Here is a 13,746-nt window from a genome sequence, read left to right on the forward strand (position 1 = left end):
AACAGCGCGAAGGTCTCGCCGAACGGCGCACCATCGGGCAGTTCGGGGTTATTGGCATAGCTGATCGTCAGCAGCCCGGTGGTGAAATCGGCGAGCAGCAGCGTGCCGAATCGACCGAAGTCGATTCCGAATTCGCTACCCGCCCCCACGGTCGCGCGCTCGGTCGAACATTCGAAACTAAATCCGCCGCACGTCACGGTATCGCCGAGCGATACCGTCGCCGAGGCGGGAGCGGAAAAGACGGCGCCGATGAGCGCCAGACCAGCCAAAAAGTGCTTCTTCATGTCACTCCCCTGTTCGGGCGGCAGCGGCCAACCCCTAAAGGCGTGTTACAGCAATTAGTTAACGGAACGTTAACGATGCCGGAGGAGGATCATATGCGGATGTACCTGAAATACCAGACCTCGTGTCCCTGTCGCCGCGCCTTGCGCTCGTAACGGGTTTCCGGCCAGTCGGCGGGGCGTTCGAGAAAGTCGCGCGCCGTCCCGGCCTGCCACACGAAGTCGCGGCGCTGGTTCATCACCATCATCGACCAGCGGCAATAGGTCGGGTCGTCGGTGCCGAGCCGGAACTCCGCGCCCGGCCTGAGCTTGGCCGCGATCAGGTCGAGCGGGCCGTGGTTCATCATGCGACGCTTGGCATGGCGCGCCTTGGGCCACGGGTCGGGGTGGAGCAGATAAACGCGCGTCAGCGACTCGTCGGGCAGGCGCTCGATCACCTCCAGCGCGTCGCCCATGTGGATGCGGACGTTGTCGAGCGCGCCATCACGAACGTGGCCGAGCGCGCCGACCACGCCGTTGAGAAACGGCTCGCAGCCGATGAAGCCGGTGTCCGGCGCCGCCGTCGCCTGCCCCGCGAGATGCTCGCCGGCGCCAAAGCCGATCTCGACCTGCAACGCGCGCTCGTCGCCGAACAGCCGCAGGGCGTCTAGCGGTCCGTCGGCGGGGACCGCGATGCGCGGCAGCAGTTCCTCGACCAGTGCCGCCTGTCCGGCGCGCAACGCATGGCCCTGACGCCGGCCGTAAAGGCGGCGGATCGTTGTGGGATCGTTCATGCAGGCGCGCCTACCGCACGGGCGCGCGAAACGAAACGGAGGAAGCGATGCGTGCGTGGTGGAGCGGAGTGGCGGTGATCGCGGCGGCGGCGGCGGTGCCGGCGTGGTCGCAACTGTCGAGCCAGACGTCGATTTCGATGCTGAACGGCGAGGGCGGCTGGACGCAGGCGGTGTTCGTCTGCGATTCGACCGATCGCGACCGCGTGCTGGTGCTGTCCGCACCCGATGCGCGGCGCGGCGCGACGCTGACCAGCCTGTCGAAGCCGGGGCTGGTGCGCCATCAGGTCGCGGTGCGCGTCGGCGTGGGCGATCCGGGGATGGGGCAGGTCTATTATCCGCTCACCAACGCCGCGGGGCGTGCGGTCGGCAACGTCCACGCGATCAACCCCGGAATGGTCGAGCCTGGCGCGACGACACCGACCGTCACGTCGGTCACCTATGGCCGCGACACCACCAGCTGCCGCTTCGCGCCGCAGACGCGCGTGCTGGGGGTGACCGCGAAACGCTCGATCCAGCTGACCCGCAGCGAGCGCGACGGGTTCGTCTATCGCAGCTACAATCACGACACCGACCTGCCCGCGATCGACCAGCCATGGGGCGGGCGCGACACGCGTGCCTCGCTGACGATCACCGGCGGGCGATTGGTCGAGGAGCGCGGCGGGCGGCGCATCTATCAATTCGCGAACGGCGGCTATGTCTATCGCGTGCTCGCGTCGGTCGATCCGGCGAAGGGCGGCGGCGGAGTGCAGGTCTGGCACGACGGGCGGATGGTGCTCGCCGAACCGTTCGTCGCCTATACCGCAGCCTCTTAGTCGGGACCGAAAGCGCATCCGGCTCGTTGGCAGGCGGACACGCAAGCGGAGCGGATATGGGCAAGAAGAAGAAAAAGGCGCTGCGCGCCGCCGCCGAACGCGAGCATGACGCCACCGCGCCGCTGCGCGCGCTGGCGGCGGCGGGGGCGATGCGCGCGCTGACGCCGATCGCCAAGGCCACTGACGAGCCGCCGCTTCTCGCACTCGGGCTGGGTACGCTGGCGATCGGCGCGGTGCTGCGCCGGCCGGCGCTGGCGCGCAACGGCGCGCGGATGGTGGCGAGCCACCTGCTCGCGACCGGGCTCAAGACGGTGCTGAAGGCCAGCGTCGATCGCGCGCGGCCGAATGTCGCGGGCACCGACGCAGTGCCGCGTAAGGGGCATGGCACCGACGACACCAATTTCAACGCTTTTCCCTCGGGGCACACCGCCGGTGCGGTGGCGGTGGCACAGTCGGTCGCTCACGAAGCGCCCGGCATCGGCGGTGTCGCGAGGCTGGCGGCGGGCACCGCCGGCGTGGCGCAGGTCGCGCGTGGCGCGCATTACGGCAGCGACGTGGTGGCAGGCGCGGTGATCGGCTGGCTCGCGGAGCGCGTCGCAGGCTGGGCGATCGACGCAGGCGAGCGCTTCGCCGAGACGCGGCGCGAGGTGAAGGCGGAGGCCGAAGTCGAGGCGCATCCGAGCTGATTTCCTCGTCGCCCGCCTTTTCAACGATTAAGGCAGAAGAAGCGGGGTCCCGGATCAAGTCCGGGACGACAGGACGTTACAGGCCCACTGCGTACAACGCGTGGTGTGAAAGGATGTAGAGTGTCCGCTGGTCCGTGCCGCCGAGCAGCAATTGCAGTGGGCGTTCGGGGACGTCGATTCGGCGGGTCATTGAACCGTCCGGCGCGTAGACGAACACCTGTCCATTCGCGACGTACAGGTTGCCGGTCTCGTCCCGCGTAACGCTCTCGCCGCCGCGGGGAGCGACAACTTTCAGGTCGGTCACCTGTCCGCCTGCGCCGACCAAGCCGCTGTAGGTGAGGTTCTCCGAGGCGTTGGTCAGCGTCACCCGGCTTCCCGGCGCTGCGCCGACGAAGCCATAGGAATCAAGCGTGTCCGACCAGCGCCAGCCGAGATGATCGTCCGGCCCCTGGTTCCAGACGCGGAATGCCGGCAGCGCCAGCGACCCGTCGGGCGAGCGATATTCCTGCGGCTTCGCCTCGCCGAGCTTGGTGGTGAAGAAGGACGCGATTGGCGGATAGTCGTAGGTCGCCGGGTCGATCCGGTCCGCGAATTCGCCGTTCGCCCAGACGTTTACCGGCAGGAGCGTCGTCGCCTTGTCGCTCGCGCGTGCGGCGGTCGGGGCGATCGCGCGGATATCGTCGGGGTTGGCGGGGTCGAGGCTATAGACGCTGCCGTCGCGGCCAGCGGAGGATTGCACCAGCAGGCGGCCGGAGCGGTCGACCGCGAGGTTGACCGGATCGAGCGGGGCATCCGACACGGTGGTCAGCCCCTCGGCGGGCGTAAAGCGATGGATACGCTGGAAGAAACGATCGACGAAATACAGCTTGCCCTTGGCGTCCACTGTGCCGCCGGAGATCGAATAGAAGCCGTCCGCCAGCTTCGTTACGCCGGAAGTGACTGGAATCGCTAGCTCAGCGGTCGCAGTGGCGGGTGCGGCGGGAATGTCGAGGCTGGCGAACTCGCGTTCGCGGACTTCCTGACGGCGGGTCATGTCCTTGATGCTGTTTTCAAAGGGGAATTTGCTGGCGCGCAAATAGGTGCCGCAGCCCTTGGCGTCGCAGCTCGCGAAGCCGCTCTCGGCGTTCACATGGACGTTACGGAAGCGGATACCGCCCGAATTGAACAACTTGACCGCGGCATCCATCGGCTTGATCGTCCGCGTCACGCGATAGCCGTGGTAATTGGCGAACAGGATGTCGCTCGAATTATGGAACTCGGTCGAGACCGCATTGACGCCGTCGCGGACCTCCTGTTCGGTCTGCGGTGCCAGAAACTCCCAATTTTTAACCCCGTCCAAAACGATCTCGGCGCGATAATGATGCTCTGCCGAGAGCTGATAGACGTGTCCGGGCGTGCTGGTGTCGGAAACGTGGAATCCCGCCGAGGCGAGCGTGTTGGGTGACCAGATCGCCGAGAAGGTCCCGCCGCCGCCGTCGGTGACCATGATGCTGGGGTACTGGCCGTCGGGGCGCGCGCGCGGGTCGTTCTGGTTGATCGGGCTGCCCTTGGTCAGCACCGTGCCGCCGCCGCCCTGGATCTTGACGTCGTTGACCTCGGATGTCGCACCGGCCTTCCAGAGCAAGGCGGTGGCGCGACGATTGATTGCGCCGGTCCATAATCCGAGGCCGTGGACGATCGCATTGCCACCCTTGGCGCTCTCGATCATCGCTTTCGCGCCACCGATGCCGGTAAAGGCGGGGGTCTCGTCGGGCAGATAGACGTGCGTCAGGCTGGGATGGAGCGCGATCAGGACGCTGTCGGGCCGCAACCGGATCGTATCGGTGACGCGGTAGCGCCCCAGCGGCAGGTAGACGACGCGGTGCGTGTCGATCGCGCGCTGCAACGCCGCGGTATCGTCGGTGGTGTCGTCACCCTTCACGCCGAGATCGTGCGCGTTCGCCCAGTCGCGGACCGGCGGGAGCGCTCGGATCGCGGTGGCGGGGCGCTTCGGGACACGCGTCAGCGGGGTCATCGACACGTCGGTCGCGGTTTCGCCGATCGTACCGGGGCCCGCGAGCTTCAGCCCATGCGAGAAATCGGCGACGCGGTAGCGCGCGCCCTTGCCCGCGATCGTCTTGCCGGAATCACGGAAGCGCGCGAAGGTCGGCGTGTCGATCGCGATCGCATCGTCGAAGCCGATCTGGGTGAAGACGCTGTTCTCTTCCGAGATCACCACCGCCGCCTGCGAGACGTTCTCGAAGCGGACCTGCTTGCCCCACAGCGAATCCGAATAGCCGCGGTCGATGTCGATCCCGACCGGCGTATCGCGGATCACGACATTGACGAGGGTGAGGTCAACCTCATGCTCGCGAATCGCGGCATCGCGCTGCCCGGAAAACTCGCTGTCGATCAGCGTGAACTGCCATGCCGGCGAGGTCTTCTCGGACATGATGCCATAGCGGCCCCCGAAGAAGCGCAGGTCCTCGAACTCGTTGCCGGCCTGATAGACGCCGGCCAGCCCGGAGCCGATGTGGAAATCGACGTGGCGCAGATAGCCGTGCTGCGCGACGCGGAAGCGCACCGCGACCGCGCCGGCATTGCCGTCGCCGATCCGGAAGTCGATGTTCGACAGCGCGGAATAGAAGGTGCTGGACGTGGCGTCGAAGATCGCGGGGTCGAACGGCACGCTGGTGCGCGGCGGGACCGGCGCCTTGCCGACGCGATATTGATCCTCGCCGGTGAAGGCGACCATCGCCGCGACGCCGCTGCCGAAGCCGGCGGTGTTGTCGCCGAGCACGATCTGCGGGCGGGTCTTGCCGATGCCGAACAGCCGCACCGCCGAGCGGACGAAGATCGTGCGCGAGATACGGTAGGTGCCCGAGGGGACGAACACCAATCCGCCATGCCCGCCCGCCGCGGCGGCATCGATCGCCTGTTGCAAGGCGGCGCTGTCGTCGGCGCGGCCGTCGCCGACCGCCTTGAGGACGATCGCGCGCGGATCGTCGGGCATGGTCTGGTAGACCGACGCGCCGGGCTTGATCCCGGGCGCCGCCAGCGCCGGAGTGGCGAGCACCACCGCCAGTGCCGCTCCGATCCGCCATCCTGCCCGCATCACCCGTCTCCCGTCCGCTTTTCGCACTTTTGCTAGCGGTACCAGAGAGATGCTTCATGCGCGACGATGGTCGTAGGTGAGCTTCTCTGCCCCTCCCCCTTGGGGGAGGGGTTGGGGTGGGGGATGAGGCTCAGGTCCGCTCCCCAACCACCCCACCCCAACCCCTCCCCTGAAGGGGAGGGGCTTCGCTTCTATCAAGCGTAGCCCGTGTCGCCGGCCAGCGCCTGCGCCGCGATCGCGACCTGCGTGCGGTTGCGCACGTTGAGCTTGCGCATCAGCGCGGTCATGTGCGCCTTCACCGTCGCCTCGGCGATGCCGAGGTCATAGGCGATCTGTTTGTTGAGCAGCCCGGAATGGACGCCGCGCATCACCTTGAGCTGCGTCGGGGTCAATTGCGCCAGCATCGCACCGCTGATCGGTGGCGGCATGTCCTGAGCGGTCGCTTCCATTCCTTCCTCCCGTACCGCCGCCGCACCGTCGCGCTTTCGAGCGGATTCGGTTGGACAGCTTTGCGCGTTATGCCGTGAAATGTTAGCGCTGTTCAAGTAACATGCGATAGCCAGATCGTCAAAGTTGTCGGACAGGCGGCGCGGCTCTCGCCACTCCGGTGCGGCTCGGCTAGGCTCGGGCGGACATCGCACGGGAGGGGACCGGTGAGCGAGGGACGACTGGCCGACCGCGCCTATGCCGCGATCGTGCGGATCATCAACGACGAAGGGCTGGCGACCGGCGACCGCCTGCCCTCCGAGGCGCGGCTCGCCGAGACCTTCGGCATGTCGCGCACGATCGTCCGCGAGGCGCTGGCGCGGCTCGCCTCCGACGGGATCACCGAGGCGCGGCGCGGCGCGGGCAGCTACGTCAAGCGGCGGCCGTCCGAGCGGCTGGGAACGCACCTGCCGCTCGACGCGCTGGCGGCGACGCTCGGCACCTATGAGGTGCGGTTCGTGCTGGAGGCGGAGGCGGCGCGGCTGGCGGCGCTGCGCCGCTCGCAGGCGCAGCTCGACGCGATCGAGGCGGCGCTGGAGGCGCTGCGCGGGGCCTTGTTCTCGAACGCGCCGGCGCATGACGAGGATTGGGCGCTGCACCTCGCGATCGTCGCGGCGACCGGCAATGCCGCCTTCGCGCCGGTGTTCGACCATCTGCGCGACAGCGTGATGCACATCTTGCGCGCCGGGGTCGACATCTCGCGCTCGCGCCCGCCGCAGGTGATCGGGGCGATGATGGAGGAGCATGACGCGATCGTCGACGCGATCCGCGTCCGCGACGCCGATGGCGCGGCGCTGGCGATGCGCTGGCATCTGTCGCAGGGGCGTAAGCGGTTGATGCCGTGAGGTAATCCGTCATTGCGAGCGTAGCGAAGCAATCCAGGGCGTCCTGGTCCGGCGCTGGAGTGCTTCGCTACGCTCGCAACGACGGTGGGGTGTGACGCCACCGCGGCTGGAAGATGGGAGAAGTGCGCTTCCGGGTCGAACCCGCGATGACGCTATGGGTCAAACCTGCTCCTTCTCAACCCACGCCAGCACCGCGCGGCAGAGCGCCTCCGGCGCATGGCCGGCGTCGAGGCGGAGGGCGCGTTCGGCGGCGCCCGGCGGCTCGAGCGTCGCGAGCTGGCTGTCGAGCAGCGTCGGCGGCATGTAATGGCCGGTGCGCGCGCGCATCCGCCGCGCGATCTCGGCGCGGCCGGTATCGAGGAAGGCGAAACGCAACGGCAGCCCGGCCGCGGCCTCCAGCCGCGCGCGATAGGCGTGACGCAGCGCGGAACAGGCCGCCACCGCCACGCCCCCGGTGCGCGCCGCCTCGCCCAGCGCCGCGCCGAGCCGGCCGAGCCACGGCCAGCGATCCTCGTCGGTCAGCGGCGCGCCGGCTTCCATCTTCGCGACGTTCGCCGCCGAATGGTAGGTGTCGCCTTCGAGGAACGGCGCCTGCCAATGCTCGGCGAGCAAAGCGCCCAGCGTCGACTTGCCCGTCCCGCTGACGCCCATCACCACCAATGCCAGCGGCGCGCTCTCCGTCTCGCCTGCCCGTACCACCATCGTTCCCTCCCGCCGCGCCGACCGCTATCGGCTCCGCGGCCACCTTCTGGCCATTACGACCTTTGTCGGCGCGCCGCGCGACTTTGGTCGTAGACTGCCGCCCGCGAGCCGCGGCGCGCGATCTGCGCATCGTGGACGCGCGTCAGCAACAGCAGCGCGGCGGCCGCGCCGATCAGGCACGTCAGCATGTCCCATTGCGTATCCCATGGGTCGCCCTGGGTGCCGAGGAACGCGTCAGCCCCCTGCCCCAGCCCCATCGCCGCACCGAACTCGATCAACTCATAGGCGGCGCTGATCGCGAGGCAGCAGGCGAGCACGAGCACGGCCAGCAGGCGACCGCGCGCGATCCCGCCGCCGCGCACCAGCAGCTCGCGCACGACGATCGCGGGGACGAAGCCCTGCGCGAAATGCCCGACGCGGTCGTACGGGTTGCGCGCCAGGTGCAGCCAGTCCTGCACGACGAAGCCGGCGGGCACGCGTGCATAACTATAGGCGCCGCCGATCATCAGGACGATACCATGTGCGGCGATCAGCCCGAGGGCGAGCGGCGTCAGCGGAAAGCGCGGGTGCGTCCACCACAATACCGGCAGCGCGATCCATACCGGCGCGACTTCCATCCACCATGTCGCGCGGTCGGACGGGTGCCAGCCGGAGAGGATCAGGCCAGCGACCCACAGCAAGGTCAGCGCCGCCAGCGGGCGGCGATCCGTGGTCGTCATCGCGGCAGGCTAGACGCGCCCCGCCACCTTTCCCAGCGTCAATCCGCCGCGGCGACCGCGGCGGTCATCCCCGATGGCGACAGGATTTCGATCCAGTAACCGTCGGGGTCGGTAATGAAGGCGATGTCCTTCATCGTCCCGTCCTGCGGGCGCTTCCTGAACGGCACGCCCAGCTCCTCGAACCGCGCGCAGGCCGCCGCGACGTCGGGCACCGAGATGCCGATATGGCCGAAGCCGCGCGGGTCGTCGTTGCCGCTGTGATAGCCGCCGAACGCCGGGTCGCTTTCGGTGCCCCAATTGTGCGTCAGCTCCAGCGTCGTCTCGCGCGTGAAGATGAAGCGCGCGCGTTCGGCCGGGTCGGCGGGCACCGTCTCGGCCTCGCCTAGATAGGCGAGGAAATAGAGCGAGAAGCGCATGTCGGCGAAGTCGAGCTGCTGGAGCAGCGTCATGCCCAGCACGTCGCGGTAGAAGGCCAGCGACGGCCCGGGGTCGCGGATGCGGAGCATCGTCTGGTTGAGCGCGAACCCTTCGGTGCCGGGCGTGCGGCACATGGTCTTCTCCGGATCAGGCGAGCGTCAGGCCGACGTCGACATTGCCGCGCGTGGCGTTGGAATAGGGGCAGATCTGGTGCGCGGTGTCGACCAGCTGCTGCGCCTGATCCCTGTCCACGCCGGGCAGGTCGACGACGAGGTCGGCGGTGATGCCGAACCCACCCGCCGAACGCGGACCGATCCCGACGGTTGCGGTGACCTTGGTCTCGGCAGGTACCTTCACCTTGAGCTGCTGACCGGCGACCTTGAGCGCGCCGAGGAAGCATGCCGAATAGCCGGCGGCGAACAATTGCTCGGGGTTGCTCCCCTCGCCGCCCGCGCCGCCCAGTTCCTTCGGGGTCGACAGCGCGACCTCGAAGCGGCCGTCCTCGCTGCGGGCGCGGCCGTCGCGGCCACCGGTGGCGGAAGCGGTCGTGGCATATTTGACGTCGACGGACATGGGCATGATCCTTATTTCGATAATCGATATCGCGATATATATACGCACATGATGCTAAGTCCAGCGAAAAGATTATCGCGATAAGGATAAAGCTGCTAAGCCCCTGCCATGGCTGACGCACGTCCGCTCGATGAGCAGCTCTGCTTCTCGCTCTATTCCGCGAGCATGGCGGTCGGGCGCGCGTACAAGCCGCTGCTCGACGCCATCGGGATCACCTATCCGCAATATCTCGTACTCCATGCCTTGTGGGAGCAGGACGCGCGCACGATCGGCGCGATCGCCGAACGACTGGCGCTCGAATCGAGCACGGTGACGCCGCTGGTCAAGCGGCTGGAGGCGGCCGGGCATGTCACGCGCCAGCGCAACCCGGATGACGAGCGAAAGGTGCGCGTGCTGCTGACCGACAGCGGACGCGCGTTGCGCCAGCGTTGCGGGTGTCTGGCCGAGGAGCTGGTCGCGCGCAGCGGGCTGTCGCTCGATCAGCTTGCCAGCCTCAACCGGCAGGTCGCGGCGTTGCGCAGCGCGCTCGCCAGTAATCCCCAAAGCTGAACGAACCCGTCGCGTTCGCGACAAAGTGACACACTTTTGCGGGGTTGCCGGGACGGGGCTGCGACAGCCGCTGCCTATCTTCGTCCTTGTACCGCCGCAGATTGCGGTGCCAGTGCAAAGGAGCGTCACCATGAACCGTTTTCACCTGCTGATCGCCGGGATCGGCCTCGCCGGCGTCACCGTTCCGGTCGCGGCGAGCGCCGCGCCGTGGCAGTCGATCAACGCGCGACAGGAGCGGCTCGACCAGCGGATCGATCAGGGCATCCGCAACGGCAAGCTCGATCGCCGCGAGGCGACCCGGCTACGCCGCGACTCGCGCCAGCTCGCCCAGCTTGAAACACGCTATCGCCGCAGCGGCGGGCTCTCGAACCGGGAGCGCCAGGACCTCAACCGCCGTTTCGACGCGCTGAGCGCGCGCGTCCGCTGGGACAAGCACGACCGGCGCTAATGCCGATTGACGGCCTTCCTCCGTCATCCCGGACCCTTCGACGAAGCTCAGGAGAGCCTTGATCCGGGATCCCGCTTCCTTCCGCGACCGCCGCGAAGAAGCGGGGCCCCGGATCAGGTCCGGGGCGACGATGGGGAGCGTTCGAGGCGAAACGCCCACGGCTACCGCGTAGACCCTCGATGGCGATCCGCCGTTACCGCTGAGCGGCCTCCGCGATCAGCGCGTCGTCGATCGCGGCGGCGCGCTGATAGGCCGGGCGCTGCTGGAGCCGGTCGAGATAGCGCATGAACGTTTCGCGCTTCTCCAGCAGTCCGAATTGCGTGAACCAGCCGACCGCGCTGCCGACATAGACGTCGGCGGCGGTGAAGCGGTCGCCGGTGATGTAGCTGTGCGCCGACACCGCATATTCGAGCGTGTCGACCGCCTGCCCGAAGCCGCCATAGCCGACCATCCCGCGCTTGGCCTCGGGCACCTCGACCCCCAGCACCTTGTCGATCATCGCCGCCTCGAGCGGGCCGGCGGTGAAGAACATCCAGCGCAGATAGGGCGCGCGTTCCTCGGCACGCGGCGCGAGCGCGGCGGCGGGGAACGCCTCCGCCAGATAGGCGCAGATCGCCGCCGCTTCGCTGACCACCGCGCCGTCGTGAACGATCGTCGGCACCTTGCCGAGCGGATTGGCGTCGAGCAGCGCGGCGGGCTTCTGCGTCCAGTCGACCAGCATTGTGTCATATGGCTCGCCGATCTCCTCGAGCATCCAGCGCGCGATCCGGCCCCGTGACATCGGGTTGGTGTAGAAGGTCAACGTCATGCGCGGGTATCCAGATGGCGGTGGAAGAAGTCGATCGTGCGCCCCCAGGCGAGATCGGCGGCGGCCTTGTCGTAGCGCTCGGCAGAGGTGTCGTTGTTGAAGGCGTGGTCGACGCCGGGATAGTCGAACGCCGCGACCGGCTTGCCCGCGGCCTTGAGCGCGGCGACCCATGGGGCGCCGGTCTGCGCGACGCGCGCATCCTTGCCGGCATAATGGAGCATCAGCGGCACTTGCAGCTTAGGTGCCTCGGCGGGGTCGGGCGCTGGGCCGTAATAGCTGACCGCCGCGGCGAGCCCCGGGCCGGCGGCGAGCGCAACGCGGTCGACCAGCGCGCCGCCCCAGCAGAAACCGACCGTGCCGACCTTGCCGGTGCCATGCGACAGTTTCGCGAGCCGGCCGACCGTCGCCACGGCCGAGGCGAGCACCGCGTCCATGTCGGCCTTGCCGATCAGGTCACGCGCGGCGTTCTCGTCGGCGGGGGTGCCGCCCTGCGCGGACAGGAAGTCGGGGGCGACCGCGAAAAAGCCGGCGAGCGCGACGCGGCGCGCGACATCCTCGATATGCGGTTGCAGCCCGCGGTTTTCGTGGATCACCATCACCGCGCCGATCGCGCGGCCGGGGTTGCGCGGCGCGGCGAAATAGCCGGTCATCTGCGCGCCGCCGCCGATGCCGTAGCTGCCCTTGCGGGTGACGAGCCGGGCGTCGGTGGGGTCGGTCAGCGCGGCGGCAGCGGGCGACGCGGCGATCCCGCCGATCAGCGCCTCGGCGGCGGCGACCGATCCGACGAGCGCGGTCATCTGGCGCAGCAGCGTGCGGCGGTCGCGATGCTCGTGGGTGAAGGCGTCGTACAGGCCGATCGCCCGGTCGCGCAGGCTGGGGTCCATGACGGTTCCTCTCACGATTCGGTGTGGTTAGCGTGGGAGGGTAGCGGGAAGCGGTGGAGGGCGGAAGGTGGTGTCGGGGGCTTGTTCGCGGCGCAACTTCTCGGTCGCCCCTGCGAAGGCAGGGGCCCATGGCTGCTGGCGTCTTGATGGTCGGTGGCCCGTCGCGCGGGCAGTCCGTGTGTCAAGCGTTCCGGCCCCCGCCACAGACATGGGCCCCTGCCTGCGCAGGGGCGACGGCATTTGTTTCATCGTCATCCCGGACTTGATCCGGGATCCCGTTTTTGACCGGCGCAAGAAAACAAGCAGCGGCGCCCCGGATCAAGTCCGGGGCAACGCTTAAGTCGCGTCTCGCTTTGAAAACAACGTCACGCCTTCTCGAGCGTGCATTGCAGCGGGTGCTGGTTCTGGCGCGCGAAGTCCATCACCTGGCTCACCTTGGTCTCGGCGACCTCGTAGCTGAACACGCCGCACACCCCGACCCCCTTCTGGTGGACGTGGAGCATCACGCGCGTCGCTTCTTCCATGTTCATGCGGAAGAAGCGCTGGAGGCACAGAACGACGAATTCCATCGGCGTGTAATCGTCGTTGAGCATGAGGACGCGATACGGCGTCGGTTTCTTGGTGCGGGCACGGGTACGCGTGGCGATGCCGATCCCGGTGCCGTCACCGTCGGCATCGTCGCTCTGGCCCGCGGCCATCGGGACAATCTGCTGCTGCATGGACACTGCGCGAATATGGCACGCGGGCGCGCGCAGGCAAGACCGCATACGCGCAAAAAAGGCGGCCGCATCGCTGCGACCGCCCTGTTTTGCGTGCGCGACCGCGCTCAGGCGGCGGTGCGGAACTTGTCGGCGGCGACCGCGACGCGGTTCTGGAGCGGCTTGGCGACGTCGCCGGCCAGCTTCAGCGTCGCTTCGGTCGAGCGCGACGCTTCCTTGACCAGCGCGTCGAATGAGGCGCGGACGTAATCGGCGTGGAGCTGGAGCGCCTCGGTCGGCGACTTCACCGATGCCAGCGTCTGCACGAGCTGCGCGGTGCTCTCGTAACGCGCACGCGCGAACGCGGCGGCGTCCTGACCGAACGTCTCGAACGCCTGCGCGGCGATACGGCTCGATTCGACCAGCGCTTCGACATTGCCCTTGCCAAATTCGGCCATATCCTCGGCCACCTTCCGGCTCTTGTCGAGCGCGACGCGCGCCTGCTCGCCGGCGTTGGCAAAGGCCGCGCGCCCCTGCTCCTGCGCCTTGTCCGAGAAGGCCTTGGCCTGGTCCTGCGCCTTGTCGGCGAACGTCGTGACGGTGTCGGTCATGTTCGTGTCCTTCACTTCCAATGGCGCTGCCGGGGCAGCCGGTTCGGGTTGGATTGCGGTTTCGGGTTCGTCGATCACGGGAGCGGGCGCCGGCTCGGCCGCCGGTGCGACCGCGTCGTCGGCGGAAAGCACCACCGGCGCCGGCGCCTCGTCGACCGCCGGGTTGGCGAGGATCGCGGGCACCGCCGGCTCGGCGGGAAGCGGCGGCAACACGGGCATGGTCGACGACACCGGCTTTGCCGCGGCACGCGCGCGCCCCTTCACCGATGCGCCCGTCTTCCTGCCCTCAACCTTGCCGGTCTGGTCCACCATCGTGTCCGCTCCGTTATTTGCTGCACTGCACAATAATGATTCGGCGGG

Annotated in this window: 16 protein-coding genes; 5 read left to right on the forward strand and 11 right to left on the reverse strand. The window is 68.4% G+C overall.

Translation table 11 applies throughout. From position 1 onward, the window contains the following. Positions 1-373: 373 nt before the first annotated feature. A complete protein-coding gene (gene trmB / locus FHS97_RS09085) occupies positions 374-1,054 on the reverse strand; it encodes a tRNA (guanine(46)-N(7))-methyltransferase TrmB (RefSeq protein ID WP_184036131.1) in 681 nt (226 codons plus the stop codon). Positions 1,055-1,101: 47 nt separating this feature from the next. Here trmB and FHS97_RS09090 point away from each other — a divergent pair, with 47 nt between their 5' ends. Then, on the forward strand, positions 1,102-1,866 hold the full coding sequence (locus FHS97_RS09090) for a hypothetical protein (protein WP_184036133.1): 765 nt from the start codon (positions 1,102-1,104) through the stop codon (positions 1,864-1,866). 56 nt (positions 1,867-1,922) lie between these two features. Further along, complete coding sequence (locus tag FHS97_RS09095; RefSeq protein ID WP_184036135.1) at positions 1,923-2,552, forward strand: phosphatase PAP2 family protein; 630 nt, start codon at positions 1,923-1,925, stop codon at positions 2,550-2,552. A gap of 76 nt (positions 2,553-2,628) precedes the next feature. Here the strand turns inward: FHS97_RS09095 and FHS97_RS09100 are convergent, their stop codons facing one another. Both FHS97_RS09100 and FHS97_RS09105 read right to left on the reverse strand, forming a co-directional pair. Next, on the reverse strand, positions 2,629-5,646 hold the full coding sequence (locus tag FHS97_RS09100) for a glycosyl hydrolase family 28-related protein (protein WP_184036137.1): 3,018 nt from the start codon (positions 5,644-5,646) through the stop codon (positions 2,629-2,631). 194 nt (positions 5,647-5,840) lie between these two features. Next, a complete protein-coding gene (locus tag FHS97_RS09105) occupies positions 5,841-6,095 on the reverse strand; it encodes a helix-turn-helix domain-containing protein (protein ID WP_184036139.1) in 255 nt (84 codons plus the stop codon). A 204-nt stretch (positions 6,096-6,299) separates the two neighbouring features. On the opposite strand from FHS97_RS09105, the gene FHS97_RS09110 reads away from it, so the two are divergent. Further along, positions 6,300-6,977, forward strand: coding sequence for a FadR/GntR family transcriptional regulator (locus FHS97_RS09110; RefSeq protein ID WP_184036141.1), 678 nt, complete (start codon positions 6,300-6,302; stop codon positions 6,975-6,977). A 159-nt stretch (positions 6,978-7,136) separates the two neighbouring features. Here FHS97_RS09110 and FHS97_RS09115 read toward each other — a convergent pair whose 3' ends face one another. Genes FHS97_RS09115 through FHS97_RS09130 form a run of 4 tightly spaced genes read right to left on the reverse strand, consistent with a single transcriptional unit; the run spans position 7,137 to position 9,388 of the window. Next, positions 7,137-7,679, reverse strand: coding sequence for a gluconokinase (locus FHS97_RS09115; protein ID WP_246346564.1), 543 nt, complete (start codon positions 7,677-7,679; stop codon positions 7,137-7,139). 53 nt (positions 7,680-7,732) lie between these two features. Continuing rightward, complete coding sequence (locus FHS97_RS09120) at positions 7,733-8,398, reverse strand: DUF2238 domain-containing protein (protein ID WP_184036144.1); 666 nt, start codon at positions 8,396-8,398, stop codon at positions 7,733-7,735. A gap of 38 nt (positions 8,399-8,436) precedes the next feature. After that, complete coding sequence (gloA, locus tag FHS97_RS09125; RefSeq protein WP_184036146.1) at positions 8,437-8,949, reverse strand: lactoylglutathione lyase; 513 nt, start codon at positions 8,947-8,949, stop codon at positions 8,437-8,439. A gap of 13 nt (positions 8,950-8,962) precedes the next feature. Beyond that, a complete protein-coding gene (locus FHS97_RS09130; protein ID WP_184036148.1) occupies positions 8,963-9,388 on the reverse strand; it encodes an organic hydroperoxide resistance protein in 426 nt (141 codons plus the stop codon). 108 nt (positions 9,389-9,496) lie between these two features. Between FHS97_RS09130 and FHS97_RS09135 the strand changes: the two genes are divergently transcribed. Both FHS97_RS09135 and FHS97_RS09140 read left to right on the forward strand, forming a co-directional pair. Next, positions 9,497-9,937: a MarR family winged helix-turn-helix transcriptional regulator gene (locus tag FHS97_RS09135; RefSeq protein ID WP_184036150.1), complete on the forward strand. Its 441-nt coding sequence runs from the start codon at positions 9,497-9,499 to the stop codon at positions 9,935-9,937. Positions 9,938-10,067: 130 nt separating this feature from the next. Next, the gene (locus FHS97_RS09140) at positions 10,068-10,385 is read left to right on the forward strand and encodes a hypothetical protein (protein WP_184036153.1); all 318 of its coding nucleotides are present in this window, start codon (positions 10,068-10,070) and stop codon (positions 10,383-10,385) included. Between the two features lie 193 nt (positions 10,386-10,578). Here the strand turns inward: FHS97_RS09140 and FHS97_RS09145 are convergent, their stop codons facing one another. The 4 genes from FHS97_RS09145 to FHS97_RS09160 all read right to left on the reverse strand — a co-directional run bounded on the left by FHS97_RS09145 (position 10,579) and on the right by FHS97_RS09160 (position 13,698). Continuing rightward, positions 10,579-11,193: a glutathione S-transferase family protein gene (locus FHS97_RS09145; protein ID WP_184036155.1), complete on the reverse strand. Its 615-nt coding sequence runs from the start codon at positions 11,191-11,193 to the stop codon at positions 10,579-10,581. Beyond that, the gene (locus FHS97_RS09150) at positions 11,190-12,077 is read right to left on the reverse strand and encodes a dienelactone hydrolase family protein (protein WP_184036159.1); all 888 of its coding nucleotides are present in this window, start codon (positions 12,075-12,077) and stop codon (positions 11,190-11,192) included. Before FHS97_RS09150 ends, FHS97_RS09145 begins: the two co-directional genes overlap by 4 nt. Before the next feature lie 365 nt (positions 12,078-12,442). After that, on the reverse strand, positions 12,443-12,796 hold the full coding sequence (gene clpS / locus FHS97_RS09155; RefSeq protein WP_376699699.1) for an ATP-dependent Clp protease adapter ClpS: 354 nt from the start codon (positions 12,794-12,796) through the stop codon (positions 12,443-12,445). A 107-nt stretch (positions 12,797-12,903) separates the two neighbouring features. Further along, positions 12,904-13,698: a phasin family protein gene (locus FHS97_RS09160; RefSeq protein WP_184036162.1), complete on the reverse strand. Its 795-nt coding sequence runs from the start codon at positions 13,696-13,698 to the stop codon at positions 12,904-12,906. Positions 13,699-13,746: the final 48 nt, after the last annotated feature.

This window comes from Sphingomonas endophytica (assembly GCF_014199415.1).
Classification (GTDB): domain Bacteria; phylum Pseudomonadota; class Alphaproteobacteria; order Sphingomonadales; family Sphingomonadaceae; genus Sphingomonas; species Sphingomonas endophytica.

Coding starts and splice junctions, on each gene's coding strand:
- FHS97_RS09130 (WP_184036148.1), bottom strand. CDS start 9,388: ATGTCCGTCGACGTCAAATATGCCACGACCGCTTCCGCCACCGGTGGC.
- gloA (WP_184036146.1), bottom strand. CDS start 8,949: ATGTGCCGCACGCCCGGCACCGAAGGGTTCGCGCTCAACCAGACGATG.
- FHS97_RS09090 (WP_184036133.1), top strand. CDS start 1,102: ATGCGTGCGTGGTGGAGCGGAGTGGCGGTGATCGCGGCGGCGGCGGCG.
- FHS97_RS09140 (WP_184036153.1), top strand. CDS start 10,068: ATGAACCGTTTTCACCTGCTGATCGCCGGGATCGGCCTCGCCGGCGTC.
- trmB (WP_184036131.1), bottom strand. CDS start 1,054: ATGAACGATCCCACAACGATCCGCCGCCTTTACGGCCGGCGTCAGGGC.
- FHS97_RS09160 (WP_184036162.1), bottom strand. CDS start 13,698: ATGGTGGACCAGACCGGCAAGGTTGAGGGCAGGAAGACGGGCGCATCG.
- FHS97_RS09120 (WP_184036144.1), bottom strand. CDS start 8,398: ATGACGACCACGGATCGCCGCCCGCTGGCGGCGCTGACCTTGCTGTGG.
- FHS97_RS09135 (WP_184036150.1), top strand. CDS start 9,497: ATGGCTGACGCACGTCCGCTCGATGAGCAGCTCTGCTTCTCGCTCTAT.
- FHS97_RS09095 (WP_184036135.1), top strand. CDS start 1,923: ATGGGCAAGAAGAAGAAAAAGGCGCTGCGCGCCGCCGCCGAACGCGAG.
- FHS97_RS09115 (WP_246346564.1), bottom strand. CDS start 7,679: ATGGTGGTACGGGCAGGCGAGACGGAGAGCGCGCCGCTGGCATTGGTG.
- clpS (WP_376699699.1), bottom strand. CDS start 12,796: ATGCAGCAGCAGATTGTCCCGATGGCCGCGGGCCAGAGCGACGATGCC.
- FHS97_RS09145 (WP_184036155.1), bottom strand. CDS start 11,193: ATGACGTTGACCTTCTACACCAACCCGATGTCACGGGGCCGGATCGCG.
- FHS97_RS09150 (WP_184036159.1), bottom strand. CDS start 12,077: ATGGACCCCAGCCTGCGCGACCGGGCGATCGGCCTGTACGACGCCTTC.
- FHS97_RS09100 (WP_184036137.1), bottom strand. CDS start 5,646: ATGCGGGCAGGATGGCGGATCGGAGCGGCACTGGCGGTGGTGCTCGCC.
- FHS97_RS09105 (WP_184036139.1), bottom strand. CDS start 6,095: ATGGAAGCGACCGCTCAGGACATGCCGCCACCGATCAGCGGTGCGATG.